This is a genomic window from Phycicoccus mangrovi, from assembly GCF_018729305.1.
Taxonomy (GTDB): Bacteria; Actinomycetota; Actinomycetes; order Actinomycetales; family Dermatophilaceae; genus Phycicoccus; species Phycicoccus jejuensis.
The window spans coordinates 160,432-175,255 of sequence record NZ_JAHHWP010000004.1; the positions used below are offsets into that span (position 1 = coordinate 160,432).

The 14,824-nt window shown below is 74.5% G+C and carries 17 protein-coding genes and 2 tRNA genes; 11 read left to right on the forward strand and 8 right to left on the reverse strand.

What is annotated here, in order from left to right; genetic code table 11:
- Positions 1-8: 8 nt before the first annotated feature.
- Together KMZ30_RS01810 and KMZ30_RS01815 are read right to left on the reverse strand one after the other, a co-directional pair.
- Complete coding sequence (locus KMZ30_RS01810; protein ID WP_215511134.1) at positions 9-308, reverse strand: DUF1905 domain-containing protein; 300 nt, start codon at positions 306-308, stop codon at positions 9-11.
- A gap of 32 nt (positions 309-340) precedes the next feature.
- Positions 341-1,045, reverse strand: a complete 705-nt coding sequence (locus KMZ30_RS01815) for a DUF2306 domain-containing protein (RefSeq protein ID WP_215511135.1) — start codon at positions 1,043-1,045, stop codon at positions 341-343.
- Between the two features lie 68 nt (positions 1,046-1,113).
- Between KMZ30_RS01815 and gltX the strand changes: the two genes are divergently transcribed.
- The 4 genes from gltX to KMZ30_RS01835 all read left to right on the forward strand — a co-directional run bounded on the left by gltX (position 1,114) and on the right by KMZ30_RS01835 (position 3,747).
- Positions 1,114-2,661: a glutamate--tRNA ligase gene (gene gltX / locus KMZ30_RS01820; RefSeq protein ID WP_215511136.1), complete on the forward strand. Its 1,548-nt coding sequence runs from the start codon at positions 1,114-1,116 to the stop codon at positions 2,659-2,661.
- Positions 2,658-3,398 (forward strand): HAD family hydrolase, encoded by a 741-nt coding sequence (locus KMZ30_RS01825; protein ID WP_215511137.1) that lies wholly within the window; start codon positions 2,658-2,660, stop codon positions 3,396-3,398. Before gltX ends, KMZ30_RS01825 begins: the two co-directional genes overlap by 4 nt.
- Positions 3,399-3,495: 97 nt before the next feature.
- A tRNA-Gln gene (locus tag KMZ30_RS01830) sits at positions 3,496-3,570 on the forward strand.
- 104 nt (positions 3,571-3,674) lie between these two features.
- Positions 3,675-3,747 (forward strand) — tRNA-Glu (locus KMZ30_RS01835).
- Positions 3,748-3,809: 62 nt separating this feature from the next.
- Here KMZ30_RS01835 and KMZ30_RS01840 read toward each other — a convergent pair.
- Entirely contained in the window at positions 3,810-4,439 is a 630-nt protein-coding gene (locus KMZ30_RS01840) for a MerR family transcriptional regulator (protein ID WP_215511138.1), read from the reverse strand.
- 87 nt (positions 4,440-4,526) lie between these two features.
- On the opposite strand from KMZ30_RS01840, the gene KMZ30_RS01845 reads away from it, so the two are divergent.
- Entirely contained in the window at positions 4,527-5,024 is a 498-nt protein-coding gene (locus KMZ30_RS01845) for a monooxygenase family protein (RefSeq protein WP_215511139.1), read from the forward strand.
- 4 nt (positions 5,025-5,028) lie between these two features.
- Here the strand turns inward: KMZ30_RS01845 and KMZ30_RS01850 are convergent, their stop codons facing one another.
- Both KMZ30_RS01850 and KMZ30_RS01855 read right to left on the reverse strand, forming a co-directional pair.
- Positions 5,029-5,367 carry an NAD(P)-dependent oxidoreductase gene (locus tag KMZ30_RS01850; protein WP_215511140.1) on the reverse strand — a complete coding sequence of 113 codons (339 nt, stop codon included), beginning with the start codon at positions 5,365-5,367 and terminating at the stop codon, positions 5,029-5,031.
- A gap of 109 nt (positions 5,368-5,476) precedes the next feature.
- On the reverse strand, positions 5,477-6,220 hold the full coding sequence (locus KMZ30_RS01855; protein WP_030527924.1) for an IclR family transcriptional regulator: 744 nt from the start codon (positions 6,218-6,220) through the stop codon (positions 5,477-5,479).
- 152 nt (positions 6,221-6,372) lie between these two features.
- Between KMZ30_RS01855 and leuC the strand changes: the two genes are divergently transcribed.
- The 3 genes from leuC to KMZ30_RS01870 all read left to right on the forward strand — a co-directional run bounded on the left by leuC (position 6,373) and on the right by KMZ30_RS01870 (position 9,384).
- A complete protein-coding gene (gene leuC / locus KMZ30_RS01860; RefSeq protein ID WP_215511141.1) occupies positions 6,373-7,785 on the forward strand; it encodes a 3-isopropylmalate dehydratase large subunit in 1,413 nt (470 codons plus the stop codon).
- Positions 7,785-8,375 (forward strand): 3-isopropylmalate dehydratase small subunit, encoded by a 591-nt coding sequence (gene leuD / locus KMZ30_RS01865; protein ID WP_215511142.1) that lies wholly within the window; start codon positions 7,785-7,787, stop codon positions 8,373-8,375. The genes leuC and leuD overlap by 1 nt, the downstream gene beginning before the upstream one ends.
- A 259-nt stretch (positions 8,376-8,634) precedes the next feature.
- Positions 8,635-9,384, forward strand: coding sequence for an HU family DNA-binding protein (locus tag KMZ30_RS01870; protein WP_215511143.1), 750 nt, complete (start codon positions 8,635-8,637; stop codon positions 9,382-9,384).
- A 22-nt stretch (positions 9,385-9,406) separates the two neighbouring features.
- On the opposite strand, the gene cofC is transcribed toward KMZ30_RS01870, so the two are convergent.
- Positions 9,407-10,249 (reverse strand): 2-phospho-L-lactate guanylyltransferase, encoded by an 843-nt coding sequence (gene cofC / locus KMZ30_RS01880; RefSeq protein ID WP_308279525.1) that lies wholly within the window; start codon positions 10,247-10,249, stop codon positions 9,407-9,409.
- 89 nt (positions 10,250-10,338) lie between these two features.
- On the opposite strand from cofC, the gene KMZ30_RS01885 reads away from it, so the two are divergent.
- A complete protein-coding gene (locus KMZ30_RS01885) occupies positions 10,339-11,097 on the forward strand; it encodes a lysophospholipid acyltransferase family protein (RefSeq protein ID WP_215511144.1) in 759 nt (252 codons plus the stop codon).
- On the forward strand, positions 11,094-12,092 hold the full coding sequence (locus tag KMZ30_RS01890; RefSeq protein WP_215511145.1) for an NAD(P)H-dependent glycerol-3-phosphate dehydrogenase: 999 nt from the start codon (positions 11,094-11,096) through the stop codon (positions 12,090-12,092). Before KMZ30_RS01885 ends, KMZ30_RS01890 begins: the two co-directional genes overlap by 4 nt.
- Positions 12,093-12,112: 20 nt before the next feature.
- Here the strand turns inward: KMZ30_RS01890 and KMZ30_RS01895 are convergent, their stop codons facing one another.
- Positions 12,113-13,219, reverse strand: a complete 1,107-nt coding sequence (locus tag KMZ30_RS01895; RefSeq protein ID WP_372447488.1) for a trans-sulfuration enzyme family protein — start codon at positions 13,217-13,219, stop codon at positions 12,113-12,115.
- Positions 13,220-13,245: 26 nt separating this feature from the next.
- Between KMZ30_RS01895 and KMZ30_RS01900 the strand changes: the two genes are divergently transcribed.
- Positions 13,246-14,367, forward strand: coding sequence for a D-alanine--D-alanine ligase family protein (locus tag KMZ30_RS01900; RefSeq protein ID WP_215511147.1), 1,122 nt, complete (start codon positions 13,246-13,248; stop codon positions 14,365-14,367).
- A gap of 19 nt (positions 14,368-14,386) precedes the next feature.
- Here KMZ30_RS01900 and KMZ30_RS01905 read toward each other — a convergent pair whose 3' ends face one another.
- Positions 14,387-14,824, reverse strand: a complete 438-nt coding sequence (locus KMZ30_RS01905; protein WP_215511148.1) for a DUF3515 family protein — start codon at positions 14,822-14,824, stop codon at positions 14,387-14,389.

Sequence of the window (14,824 nt, forward strand, 5' to 3'; positions counted from 1 at the left end):
CGACCGGGTCAGCGCCGCTCGGTGAGGTGGACGGACACGGTGTCCCCGACGTCCTTGCCGAGGGCGCGGAGCAGGTCCTGCGTCATCGGCAGCTTGTGGCGACCGTCGCCGAGCGCCATGAAGGACGTGCGGATCTCGTGCCCGTCGACCGTGCCGGTGACCTTGACGAGGCCGCGGGTGCCGAAGACCTCCGCGGACCGCGGCCAGACGACGTAGCACCAGCCGCCCGGGGCGTCGCTGCGGACGACCTCGGCGTCGAAGCGCAGGTCGACCCTCCCCGGTCGCGTGGCGTCGTGCGTGGTGTCCATGGTGGGCTCCTCCCGGCCGGCTCCCTGCCGGCTCACGTGGACCGACCGCCGGACGCCGCAGTTGTCATCGGTCGGCGACGCAGCCACCACTCACCGGCGACGACGTGCATCGAGAGACCCAGCCAGAAGGCCACGCCGAACGTGGCCCGCAGCGGCATCGTCGTCCCGCCCATCCCGAGCAGCCCCAGCTGGACGCCGGTGAACAGCCCCACCCACAGGCGGATCGTGCCGACGCCGAGCCCGACGGCGAACGCCCGCACCATCCAGCGCCGGTGGTCGGCGACGCGCCCGGAGCGGACGGCGCGCAGCGCGAGGACGAGGCAGAGCACGAACCATGCGCCGAAGACGAGCGTCGCGCTCGTCTCGGCACCTCCGCCCCAGGCGAACACGAACCCGAGCACCACGGCGAGGACACCCGAGAGGAGGCCGCACGCCAGCAGCACCCGACCGAGCCGGCGGTGCAGGAGCAGGTGGCGGTCCCGGACGCGCGCCGACAGCTGGAGCGGGGTCCCGAGCAGGTAGGCGACGCCGGGCACCATGTGGCCGTAGGCGATCCACGGTTGCGCGACGTAGAGCTCGGCGAGGTCGTCGTCCGGGACGCTGCCGTCCACCAGGTTTGGCACGTCGGTGACGAGTCGCAGGACGAAGAAGACGAGCACGACCGTCGTGAGCACGGCCACGACGACGCCGACCGGACGCACCCGTCGCGTCGGTCGCTCCGCCGTCGCCCCCGCCATGCCGCGAGTCTGCGCCCGCCGGCGCCCGTGCGCCACCCCCGCCACGACGTCACTACGCTGGCCCCATCATGAGCGAGCACACCCCCGCAGCCCCGCCGGCCGGCGACCTCCCCGGTCCCGTCCGCCTCCGCGTCGCCCCGTCCCCGACGGGTGACCCGCACGTCGGCACGGCGTACATGTCCCTCTTCAACCTCGCGTTCGCGCGCCAGCAGGGGGGCCGGTTCCTCCTGCGCATCGAGGACACCGACCGGACGCGCTTCCGCGAGGACTCCGAGCAGCAGGTCTTCGACACGCTGCGCTGGCTCGGCCTCACGTGGGACGAGGGGCCGGACGTCGGTGGGCCGTGCGCGCCGTACCGCCAGAGCGAGCGGCTGACGACCTACCGCCCCTACGTCGACCGGCTGCTCGCCGACGGTCACGCCTACCTCTGCTGGTGCTCGACGGAGCGCCTCGCCGCGATGCGCGAGGAGCAGCAGCGGCTCAAGCAGCCGACCGGCTACGACCGTCTCTGCCTCGGCAAGAGCGAGGAGGAGCGGCGCGCGCTGCCCGGCTTCTCCGAGACGCCCGTCGTGCGCCTCCTCGTCCCGGACGACGTCGAGCTCGAGTTCGACGACCTCATCCGCGGCCGGATGACCGCCCCGCGCCCCGACGACCAGGTCATCCTCAAGGCCGACGGGTTCCCGACCTACCACCTCGCCGTCGTCGTCGACGACCACGAGATGGGCATCACCCACGTCGTGCGCGGCGAGGAGTGGGTCAGCTCGACCCCGAAGCACGTCCTGCTCTACCGCCGCCTTGGGCTCGAGCCGCCGCGGTTCGCGCACATGCCGCTGCTGCGCAACGAGAACAAGAGCAAGATCAGCAAGCGCAAGAACCCCGAGGCGCGCCTCACGTGGTTCCAGGAGGAGGGCTACCTGCCCGAGGCGCTCGTCAACTTCCTCGGCCTGCTCGCGTACCCGCCGGCCCAGGACGCCGAGGGCAACGACGTCGAGTTCTTCACCTTCGAGGAGTTCGCGCAGCGCTTCGACTGGTCGCTCGTCAACCCCGTCGGCCCGATCTTCGACCTCAAGAAGCTCGACTGGCTCAACGGCGTCCACATCCGCTCGCTCGCGCTCGGCGACTTCGCCTCCCGGCTCCTGCCCTACCTCGTGCGGGACGGCGTCCTCGGCGAGAACCCCTCGCTCGCCGAGCTCGCGCGCCTGGAGCTCGTCGCCGAGCTGATCCAGACCCGCATCGCCCACCTCACCGAGGCGAGCGCGCTCGTCGCGCCGTTCTACGTCGCCGACGACGCCGTCGTCGTCGCGGACGACGCCCGCGCCCAGCTCAAGGACGACGCCGCCGCGACGCTCGACGCCGCGTCCGCCGCGCTGGCCGACCTGCCGGACGAGCGGGGCGGGCCGCTCGGCGCCGAGCGCACCTGGCGCGCCGAGGCGATCGAGGCCGCGCTGCGGTCCGCGCTCGTCGAGGGCCTCGGCCTCAAGCCGAAGTTCGCCTTCGGCCCGCTGCGCACGGCGGTCTCGGGGCAGCGCGTCAGCCCGCCGCTGTTCGAGTCGATGGAGATCCTCGGCAAGGACTCGACGCTCGCCCGTCTCGCGGCCCTGCGCGCGACGCTGTGACGGCCGCGTGGGACGGCCTCGGCGTCGAGGCCGTCCTCCTCGACGCCGACGACACGCTCTACGACACCCGCACGGCGATGCACCGGGCGGGCGCGGCGGCGTCGACGCGCATCTGGCCGGACGCCGACCCCGAGCGCCTCGCGATGGCCGGGGTGCGCTTCCGCGACGACCCCGAGGGGCACTTCGCCGCGTACACGCGCGGCGAGACCGACTTCGCGCAGATGCGCCGGGCCCGGCTCGCCGAGCTCGCGGTGTGGCTCGGGCAGCCGGACGGCGAGTGGTCGGCGCCGTTCGACGAGGCCTACGAGCCGGCCTTCCTCGACGCGCTCGAGGCCTTCGACGACGTCCGGCCCGCGGTCGGGGCGCTGCGGGACCAGGGCGTGCTCGTGGGCGTGCTCACCAACTCGGCGGGCGACTACACGCAGGCCAAGCTCCGGGCCGCGGGGCTGGAGGACCTCTTCGACGTCGTCTGCAGCCGCGACACCCTCGGATTCGGCAAGCCGGACGCGCGCGCCTTCCACGAGGCCGCGCGGCGGCTCGGGGCCGACCCGTCCCGGACCGGGTACGTCGGCGACGAGCTGACCACCGACCCGCTGGGCGCCGTCGGCGCCGGGATGCCCGCGGCGTGGCTCGTCCGCGACGGCCAGCCGGGGGAGCGGGAGCGGCTGCTCGTCGCGCAGCACGGTGTGCCGGTGGTGCGTTCGCTGCGCGAGATCGCCGGTCTGCGGGGGGCGTGAGCCCCGCGATTTGGGTCGGGGGAGGAGGCCCGGTAGTGTTCTCTCTCGGTTCGCCGCTCGGTCGGCCCGCTCGCGGGACATCGGACGGCATACCCCATGGGGTATGGTGTAATTGGCAACACTGGTGATTCTGGTTCATCCGTTCTAGGTTCGAGTCCTGGTACCCCAGCCATCGCCCCCGGCTTCGGCCGGAGGCGATTTCGGAGAAAGCCCTCCCGTTCGGTAAGGTTTCTCCTCGTTGCCCGGCCCGCCCCACCGCGGTCCGGACGACACCGAGGCCCCGTTGTGTAGTGGCCTAGCACGCCGCCCTCTCAAGGCGGTAGCGCGGGTTCGAATCCCGTCGGGGCTACATCGTGCGAAGGCCCGGTCCACCAGGACCGGGCCTTCGTCGTGTCTCGGCGGGGCTGCGCCTCAGGCGTCCTCGTGGCCGTCGGCCGCCGCCTGACGCCGGCTGCTCACCGCCTCCTGGGCGAGCCGTCGCATCGCGACGAGCACGGGGTCGCCGAGCACGGTCCCGACGACGACGGTGCGCATCGCCTCGGCCGGGTCCTGCGCCGCGAGGGCGAGATCGACGTCGGCCTCGGCGACCACGGTCATCCCCGCGGCGTACCGCCGCAGGGTCGCCGCGTCCAGCGGGACGCCGGCCGCCCGGGCCGCCGCCACCGCGTCGCCGAGCGCGGTGAGGGCGGGGGCCCCCGACCACGTGCACCAGCCGAGCTCCTCGAGCAGCCCCGTGATCTCGGGGTCGACCGGGCCGCGGGGGGCAGGCGTCGGGATGACGGCCGCGGCCGCGCCGAGCAGGTCGTGACGGGACGGGGGAGGGGACTCCAGGGCGCCGACGATCGCGCGCACACCGCTGAGGCCGACGCCGCCGTGCTCGACGAGCGCCCGGACCAGGCGCACCCGCTCGACGTGCTCGTCGCCGTAGTCGGCCGAGGTCCGGCTCGTCGCCCGGCCCGGCGGCAGCACGCCCTCCCGGAGGTAGAACTTCAGCGTGTGCACCGGCACGTCGGTCCGCTCCGCCAGCTCCGAGATGCGCACTCCCGCTCCTTCCCTCTTGACACCGGATAGTGCCACTCTCCACCATGGTGTCACCGGACAGCGACACTATCCAGTCAGGAGCGTCCCATGGATCGCATGACCCACGCCTACGACGGCCCCCTCACCGTCTTCCTCATCGGCCTGCGCGTCCACCGCCCCTGGCGGGTCGGCATCGTGCGCCAGGCCGCGAGCGCGATGCCGCGGATGATCGCCGAGCTCGAGCGCAACAAGGCCGCGGCCGCCCGCGGCGAGGAGGAGTCGCTCGGCTACCTCGGCAGCCGCTCGACCGTGCACGTCATGGCGACGACGATGGTCCAGTGGTGGCGCAGCACCGAGGACCTCTACGCCTACGCGAACGCCGCCGACCACCTGCACCGGCCGGCGTGGACCGAGTTCTACGCCGTCGCGAAGAAGGACCCCGGCGCCGTCACCATCTGGCACGAGACGTACGAGGTGACGCCGCACGGTGCCGAGAGCGCGTACGCCGGTCCGAAGCCGCTCGGGCTGGCGTCGATCGCCGGTGTCCTCCCGCTCGGTCGGCGCGGCGAGACGGCCCGCCAGCGGCTCGGCAGCCGGCTCGCCTGAGGCGTCAGGCGACCGTGACCCGGGCGCTCGCGGCGAGCGCGCACACCCGGGCGTCGAGCCGGGCGTCGCCGGTCGCCGCGTGGACGAGCCACGCCGAGCGCAGGTCCTCGAGCGTGGGCCAGCGGTTCTCCCAGGTGACGAGCCGCTCGGCGAGCAGGTCGAAGACGTCGTCGCACAGCGTCGGCGCGAAGACGATGACCGGCGTCCGGGCCCGGGTCAGCGCCGCCGCGCGCCGGGCCGCGACCGCGCCGCCGCCGACGACGAGCGCCGGTCGGTCCGGGCGCGGGAAGGCGAGCAGCCGGGTGCGGTCACGGGCGATGCGCGAGGCGGCGGTCGGGGTCACGGGCGCTCCTCCTGCGATGGACGGTGCGCCCAGCCTGCCCGCGCCGTGTTGCCCCGGCGCGCGCCGCGTGTGACATCCGTGTTGCGCGGCGGCCGACGGGCGACACCGGTCAGGCGTTGTTCTGGACCTCCTGCTGCGCGGCGTGCCGCGCGAGGACCTCGCTCAGCTTGTTCGCCCCGGCCATGACCGTGGCGGCGTGCAGGCGGCCGGGCTGGCGCGAGAGGCGCTCGATGGGTCCCGAGATCGAGACCGCCGCGATGACCCGCCCGCTCGGGGAGCGGACGGGGGCCGAGACCGAGGCGACGCCCGGCTCGCGCTCGCCGACGCTCTGCGCCCAGCCCCGGCGGCGGACGCCGGAGAGGGCCGTCGCCGTGAAGGCCGCGCCCTGGAGGCCACGGTGCAACCGGTCGGGCTCCTCCCACGCGAGGAGGATCTGCGCGGCCGAGCCGGCGCGCATCGAGAGGGTGGCGCCGATCGGGATGGAGTCGCGCAGGCCGACGGGGCGCTCGGCGGCCGAGACGCACACCCGGTACTCGCCCTGGCGGCGGAAGAGCTGCGCCGACTCGTTCGTGTGGTCGCGCAGCGCGCCGAGGACCGGACCGGCGGCGGCGAGGAGGCGGTCCTCGCCGGCGGCGGCCGCGAGCTCGCCGAGGCGCGGGCCGAGGACGAAGCGTCCCTGCAGGTCGCGCGTCACGAGCCGGTGGTGCTCGAGGGCGACGGCGAGCCGGTGCGCCGTCGGGCGGGCCAGGCCGGTGGCCGTCACGAGCTGGGCGAGCGTCGACGGGCCGGCCTCGAGGGCGGACAGCACGACGGCTGCCTTGTCGAGCACTCCGACCCCACTGCTGTTGTCCATGTCTTGATATTGCTATCTCATCGGATGAGACGCAAGTCCATCCGTGACATCACCGTGCGAATCTCGGGACGACGGCGACGACGCGGTGCCGCGTCCGCCGCCGACGACCCCGCGGCCGACCGCCGCGGTCACGTGGACGAGAGGTGAGTGGGATGGCCGGAACCCTGGCCGAGAAGGTGTGGGAGCAGCACGTCGTGCGACGGGGCGACGGGGAGCCCGACCTCCTCTACATCGACCTCCACCTCCTCCACGAGGTGACGAGCCCGCAGGCCTTCGACGGGCTCCGGCTCGCCGGCCGGCCGGTCCGCCGCCCCGACCTCACCCTCGCGACCGAGGACCACAACGTCCCGACGACCCCGGGCCCGATCACCGACCCGGTGAGCCGCACCCAGGTCGAGACCCTGCGCCGCAACTGCGAGGAGTTCGGCGTCACGCTCTACCCGATGGGCGACGCCGAGCAGGGCATCGTCCACGTCGTCGGCCCGCAGCTGGGCCTGACCCAGCCGGGGATGACGATCGTCTGCGGTGACAGCCACACCTCGACGCACGGCGCCTTCGGGGCGCTGGCCTTCGGCATCGGCACCTCCGAGGTCGAGCACGTCCTCGCGACGCAGACCCTGCCGCTCAAGCCGTTCCGGACGATGGCGGTGAACGTCGACGGCGAGCTGTCGCCGGGCGTCACCGCCAAGGACGTCGTCCTCGCCGTCATCGCGAAGATCGGGACCGGCGGCGGTCAGGGCTACGTCATCGAGTACCGGGGCAGCGCCATCCGCGCCCTCTCGATGGAGGCCCGGATGACCGTCTGCAACATGTCGATCGAGGCCGGCGCCCGCGCCGGGATGATCGCCCCCGACGAGACGACCTTCGAGTACGTCCGCGGCCGCGACCACGCACCGACCGGCGCGGACTGGGACGCCGCCGTCGAGGCCTGGCGCGAGCTGCGCAGCGACGACGACGCCGAGTTCGACACCGAGGTCACGCTCGACGCCGCCTCGCTCACCCCCTTCGTCACCTGGGGCACCAACCCCGGCCAGGGCAGCCCCCTCGGCGAGGCCGTGCCGGACCCCGAGTCGATGGGCGACGACAACGACAAGGTCGCCGCGCGCCGCGCGCTCGAGTACATGGGCCTCGAGGCCGGGACGCCGCTGCGCGAGATCCACGTCGACACCGTCTTCGTCGGCTCCTGCACCAACGGCCGGATCGAGGACCTGCGCGCCGCGGCCGAGGTCATCGAGGGTCGCCACGTGGCCGACGGCGTGCGGATGCTCGTCGTCCCCGGCTCCGCGCGCGTCCGCCTCCAGGCCGAGGCCGAGGGCCTGCACGAGGTCTTCACCGCGGCCGGCGCCGAGTGGCGCCTGCCCGGGTGCTCGATGTGCCTCGGGATGAACCCCGACCAGCTCGCGCCGGGGGAGCGCAGCGCGTCGACCTCGAACCGCAACTTCGAGGGACGTCAGGGCAAGGGCGGCCGGACCCACCTGGTCAGCCCGCTCGTCGCGGCCGCCACCGCGGTCCGCGGCACCCTGTCGAGCCCTGCCGACCTCGAGCCCGTGGAGGCGAACGCCTGATGGAGAAGTTCACGTCGCACACCGGCATCGGTGTCCCGCTGCGCCGCAGCAACGTCGACACCGACCAGATCATCCCGGCCGTCTACCTCAAGCGGGTGACGCGCACCGGGTTCGAGGACGGGCTCTTCGCCGCCTGGCGGGGCGACGAGACCTTCGTGCTCAACGACCCGACCTTCGCCGCGGGGTCGGTCCTCGTCGCCGGCCCCGACTTCGGCACCGGCTCCTCGCGCGAGCACGCGGTGTGGGCGCTGATGGACTACGGCTTCCGGGTCGTCATCTCCTCGCGCTTCGCGGACATCTTCCGGGGCAACAGCGGCAAGCAGGGCCTGCTCACCGCGCAGTGCTCGCAGGACGACGTCGAGCTGCTCTGGAAGCTGCTGGAGAACGAGCCCGGCACCTCCGTGACGGTCGACCTCGAGTCGCGCACCGTGACCGCGGGTGACCTCGTCGCCCCCTTCGAGGTCGACGACTACACCCGCTGGCGCCTGCTCGAGGGTCTGGACGACATCAGCCTCTCGCTGCGGCACGAAGAGGACATCACGGCCTACGAGGCAATTCGTCCGGCGTGGAAGCCGAGCGTCACCGCCTGACGAAAGCCCTCTCCCACAAGCGTTTCCGGGCAGGAACACACCGGCGCGGCATCCCCTCGGGGATGCCGCGCTGGTGTGCGTGGGGCTGCTGTGACGCCGGCGCCGTCGCCAAAGCCTCTGTCGCGCAACCAGAACACGCCGCGAGAGTGGTGGACGTGCCTCTCCGGCAGGCATACCGTCGGACCGAGGTCGGCGAGCCCCGGCCCCACGTCCCAGCGTCGAGGCGGCCCGCCCGGCGCCGACCGATGGAGGATCCACCGTGAACAAGGCAGACATCGTCAAGGAGCTCGAGAAGGCCCTCGGCAGCCGCAAGCTCGCGAACGACGCGCTGGACACCGTGCTCGACACGATCGTCCGTGAGGTCACCCGGGGCGGCAAGGTCGCGATCACCGGCTTCGGCACGTTCGACCGCGCGGAGCGCGCCGCGCGCACCGGGCGCAACCCGCACACCGGCACCTCGGTGCGCATCCCCAAGAGCAAGGCGCCGCGCTTCCGCCCGGGCACCGCCTTCAAGGACTACGTCCGCAAGCCCAGCTCGCTGCCCAAGGGCGGCCCGGCGACGGGTCGCGCCGCCGCCGGCAGCGCGGGCGCCGCGGCGGCCGCCCCGGCGAAGAAGACGGCCGCCAAGAAGTCGGCGACGAAGGCCACGACCGCGAAGAAGACGGCGACGAAGGCGGCGCCGGCCAAGACCGCGGCGAAGAAGACCGCGACCAAGGCCACGGCGCCGGCGAAGACGGCGGCGAAGAAGGTCGCGACGAAGGCGGCGCCCGCGAAGACCGCGGCGAAGAAGACCACGACCAAGGCCACGGCGCCCGCGAAGACCGCGGCGAAGAAGGTCGCCACGAAGGCGACCCCGGCGAAGGCCGCCGCGAAGAAGGCGCCGGCGAAGAAGACCGCGACCAAGGCGGCCCCCGCGAAGAAGACCGCCACCAAGGCGACGGCGAGCAAGGCGACGGCGAAGAAGACGACCGCGAAGAAGGCCCCGGCCAAGAAGGCCGCCAAGCGCTGACGCGCCGGGTCGGGCGGGGCCGTCAGTGGATGGTCTCGCCCGGCCCGATGCCGACGATCCAGGCCCGCGTGGCGACGAGGCCGTCGGCGTCGAGCTCGATGCTCACCCGCTGGCCGCTGCGCAGGTGCAGGAGACCGCTGTCGACGAGCGCGGCGATCGGCACCTCGACCTCGCGGCCGTCGTCGAGCAGCGCGCTGCCGCCCGTCTCGTCGGGGACCCGGTGGATGGTGGCCTGCACGCCCGGCAGGGTAGCGCGACCCAGGGCCGCGGCGGTGTGCGCACCCACCCCGAGCGCGACGGCGTCGGCCAGCGACGCGGCGTCGTCGACGTCGGTCCGCAGGCCGGCGGCGGGCACCCGGACCGTCTGCCAGCCGAGGTCGGCGTGCGCGGCCGCGCTGCCCGCCCCGAAGCGCGTCGGGGCCGGCCCGTCGTCGAGCGCGAGGTCCAGCAGCGCCGTGCCGGTGCCGTCGGCGTCGGGGACGACGGCCCGGGGGAGCCGGCCCGTCCGCTCGAGCGTGGCGGCGAGCTCGGTGCCGGTGAGCGCCGGGTGGTCCCCGAGCAGGACGACGGCACGGCCGGCTCCGGTGGTGCGGGCCGCCGCGACCCCGGCCCGCACCGCGGCGTCGAGGCCGCCGCCGGGGTCCGGCACGACCTGCGCGACGACCTCCGCCCAGGCCGCCACGACGGGGTCCCCGGTGACGACGAGCACGCGGACGCCGGGCAGGGACGCGGCCGCCGCGACGGTGTCGCGGGCGAAGGCGTCGGCGAGGGCCATCCGGTCCGCGCGCGGCAGCGGCAGGCGCGACTTCGCGAGCGGGCCGCCCTTGACGGGGACGACGACCGCGAGGGGTGGGGACGAGGGCACGTGCCGATCCTGACACCCCGCCGTGGCACGCTCGACATCACCTGCACCGCGGACCAGAATGCGATGACCCCCACCCCGGAAGGCCACAGGTGACCACCCCGACCGACAGCTCGCGTCCCTTCGGGTACCGGTTCGCCATCGCCGTCCTTCGGCCGATCTTCCGGGCGCTGACGCGCCGCCGGTGGGAGGGGGTCGAGCACCTGCCGACCACGGGCGGCTGGGTCGTGTGCCCGAACCACGTCTCGCACGTCGACCCGCTCGCCTTCGCGCACTTCCTCGTCGACCAGGGCTACTCGCCGCGCTTCCTCGGCAAGGACGAGGTCTTCCGCGTCCCGGTCGTCGGGGCGGTGCTGCGCTCGGCCGACCAGATCCCGGTGCACCGCGAGTCGGGGAGCGCGGTCGACGCCTACCGCGCCGCGGTCGCCGCGGTCCGCGCGAACAAGTGCGTCGCCATCTACCCGGAGGGCACGCTCACCCGCGACCCCGGCCTCTGGCCGATGCGCGGCAAGACCGGCGCGGCCCGCGTCGCGCTCGAGACCCGGTGCCCCGTCGTCCCCGTCGCGGTGTGGGGGCCGCAGGAGATGCTCCCGCCGTACGCACGGGTGCCGCGGCTCCTGCCGCGCCCCGTCATGCGGGTGCGGGCCGGGCGGCCGGTGGACCTCGCGGACCTCTACGACCTGCCGGTGACGGCCGAGGTGCTCGCCGAGGCAACCCGACGCATCATGGCCGCCATCACCACCGAGCTCGAGGTGCTGCGGGGCGAGCCCGCGCCCGCCGAGCGCTTCGACCCCCGACGGGCCCGCGTCACCCCGACCGGCCGACCCCGACCGATCGAGGAGGCGTCATGAGCCGAGCGGCCGTCTACGGCACCGGGAGCTGGGGGACCGCCTTCGCGGCGGTCCTCGCCGACGCCGGCACCCCGGTGACGATGTGGGGCCGGCGGCCCGAGGTCGTCGAGCAGGTCAACGAGGGCGTCAACCGCGACTACCTCCCCGAGCTGCGCCTGCCGGCCACCGTCCGCGCGACGACCGACCCGGCGGAGGCCGCGGACGGCGCGGACGTCGTCGTGCTCGCGGTGCCCTCGCAGACGCTGCGCGACAACCTCACCGCCTGGGGCCACGTGCTGCCGGGTGACGCCGCGGTCGTCTCGCTCATGAAGGGCGTCGAGCTCGGCACGACCCGGCGGATGTCCGAGGTCGTCGCCGAGGTGGGGGGCGTGGACCCCGACCGGGTCGTCGTCGTCTCCGGCCCCAACCTCGCGCGCGAGATCGCGGCCAAGCAGCCCGCCGCGTCCGTCGTCGCGAGCCGGAGCGAGGAGATGGCCGAGCGCGTGGCCGCGGCCTGTGCCGCACCGTACTTCCGCCCCTACACCGGCTCCGACGTCGTCGGCACCGAGATCGCCGGCGCCGTCAAGAACGTCATCGCCCTCGCCGTCGGGATGGCCGAGGGCCTCGGGATGGGCGACAACTCCAAGGCCTCGATCATCACCCGCGGCCTCGCCGAGACGATGCGCCTCGGCACCGCGCTCGGCGGCGAGGCCGTGACCTTCGCGGGGCTCGCCGGGGTCGGCGACCTCATCGCGACGTGCATGTCGCCGCTGTCGCGCAACCACTCCTTCGGCGTCCGGCTGGGGCAGGGGATGGCCGTCGACGAGGTCGTCGCGCTGACCCGGCAGACCGCCGAGGGGGTCAAGTCGTGCACCTCGATCCTCGAGCTCGCCGGCGCGCACGGCGTCGACGTGCCGATCATCGAGCAGGTCGACGCGATGATCCGGCACGGCCGGACCGCGCAGGAGGTCGTCGCCGCCCTCCTCTCGCGGCCCCGCAAGGCCGAGACCGCCTGAGCCGCAGTGGCGCCGGCGGGTCAGCCCGCCGCGTGCTCCAGGGCGGCCGCGAGGTCGCGCCACAGGTCGTCGACGTCCTCGACGCCGACCGAGAGCCGCAGCAGCTCGTCGGGGACCTTGAGGGGCTCGTCGGGCTGGCGCTTGCGCCGCTCGAGGAGGCTCTCGACGCCGCCGAGGCTCGTCGCGTGCACCCAGAGCCGCGTGGCGGCCGAGACGCGCTCGGCGCCCTCGGCCCCGCCGACGACCTCGATGCTGACGATCGCGCCGAAGCCGGGGTAGCGGACGCGGGTGACGGCCGGGTGGCCCTCGAGCCGGCGCGCGAGCTCGACGGCGCTCGCACCGGCCCGCTCGAGGCGCAGGTGCAGGGTGCGCATCCCGCGCAGCGCGAGCCAGGACTCCATCGGCCCGGCGATCGCGCCCCGCAGGCGCCGGTACCGGTGCAGGCGGTCGTGGAGGGCGCGGCCGGCCTCGGTGGGCGCCGTGACGACGGCGCCGAGGAGGACGTCGCTGTGGCCGGCGAGGTACTTGGTGACCGAGTGGACGACCACGTCGGCGCCGTCCTCGAGCGGCCGCTGGAGGAGCGGCGTCGCGAAGGTGTTGTCGACGACCGTCAGCACCCCGCGCTCACGGGCGGCAGCAGCGAGGGTGGCGACCTCGGCGACCTCGAGCAGGGGGTTGGTGGGCGACTCGAGCCAGAGCAGGTCGGCGCCGTCGAGCGCCGCCACCACCGCTGCCGTGTCGGTGAGGTCGACCCGGCGGACCGTCGCGGCCCCCTCGGCCTCGAGGTCACCGACGGTCGCCATCACGCCGTTGTAGGCGGCGTCGGGGACGACGACGGTGCCGCCGTGGGGGAGGAGCGAGAACGCGGCGGACACGGCGGCCATCCCGGAGGCGAGGACGAGGGCGTCGCCGCCCTCGAGCGAGCCGAGGGCCTCCTCGAGGGCCGACCAGGTCGGGTTGCCGCCGCGGCCGTAGCTGACCGGGCCGTCCGCGTGGTAGGTCGAGGTGAGCACGAGCGGCGCGCCCACCTGCGCTCCCGGGGAGGCGGGCTCGCGCCCGAGGGCGACGAGCCGGGTGGCGGGGGCGAGGGGCTCGGGCGAGGAGGGGCCGTCGGTCACGAGAGCCACCCTAGGGGCGGCTAGAGTCGCCTGCGATGACCGACCGCCCAGCCGACAAGATCCGCGTCGCCCTCGTCTTCGGGGGCCGCTCGTCCGAGCACGCCGTCTCCTGCGCGACCGCCGCGAGCGTCCTCGAGGCGCTCGACCGCGACCGCTACGACGTCGTGCCCGTCGGCATCGCCAAGGACGGCCACTGGGTCCTCGCGGCCGACGACCCCGAGCCGCTGCGGCTCGCGCCCGGTCACGAGCCGCAGGTCGACGGCGGGTCGGCGAGCGTCATCGTCCCCACCTCGGCCACCGACCGCACCCTCGTCGTCCACGAGGCGGGGCAGGCGCCGCGCACCCTCGGCGAGGTCGACGTCGTCTTCCCGCTGCTCCACGGCCCGTTCGGCGAGGACGGCACCATCCAGGGACTGCTCGACCTCGCCGACGTCCGCTACGTCGGCTCGGGCGTCACCGCCTCGGCGGTCATGATGGACAAGGCGATGATGAAGACGGTGCTCGCCGCGGCCGGCCTGCCGGTCGGCCCGTACGTCGTCATCACCGACCGCGACTGGCGGCGCGACCCCGCGGCCGCGATGGACGCCGTCGGCGCCCTCACCTTCCCGGTGTTCGTCAAGCCGGCCCGCGCCGGGTCGAGCATGGGCATCACGAAGGTCGCGTCGATGGACGCCCTCGAGGGCGCGATCGAGGCGGCCCGCGAGCACGACCCCAAGGTCGTCGTCGAGCAGGGCATCGTCGGGCGCGAGATCGAGTGCGGCGTCCTCGAGGGCCGCGGCACCGACGCCCCCCGGACGAGCGAGCTCGGCGAGTGCGTCGTCGTGCAGAACCACGACTTCTACGACTTCGAGGCCAAGTACCTCGCCGGCGACGACGTGCGGCTCGAGGCGCCGGCCGACGTGCCGTCGCAGGTGGCCGACGAGATCCGGTCGATGGCCGCGCGCGCCTTCGAGGCCGCCGGCTGCGAGGGCCTCGCCCGCGTCGACTTCTTCCTCACCGACGAGGGCGAGATCGTCCTCAACGAGGTCAACACGATGCCCGGCTTCACGCCGAGCTCGATGTACCCGCGGATGTGGGCCGCGACCGGGGTCGCCTACCCGGAGCTCATCGACGAGCTCGTCGCATTGGCGCTCGAGCGGCGCACCGGCCTGCGCTGACGCATCGGCGCCGCGCTGCTCAGCGGCAGCGGAGACCGTTGGGCGGCAGGGCCTTCGCGACCTCGTCGAACGCCGGCAGCAGGAGCGGTGCGGGGTCGTAGGCCGACGGCACCAGCACCTCGAGCGCGGGGTCGGTGCCGAACGTCGTGAAGCGCGTGCCGTCCGAGAGGCTCGACGGGATCCATCCGACGCCGTCGATCTCGATGCACTCGGTCTCGGTCGGCGCCAGCGCGATGACGCCGCAGCGCGCGACGACCGCCGGGTCGCCCCACGCGGCGACGGCAGCGCTCGCGGGGTCGGTGTCGACGCGCTCGCGGCCGCCGACCTGCGCCGGCCAGCGGGGGTCACCGCAGCCGGCGGCGCCCCCGGGCACGCTCACCCCGACGGCCGAGGAGCACCCGGACAGCAGGACGGCGGCAGCGCCGAGCGCTGCCGCCGTCCGACGGGGTCCGGGCAC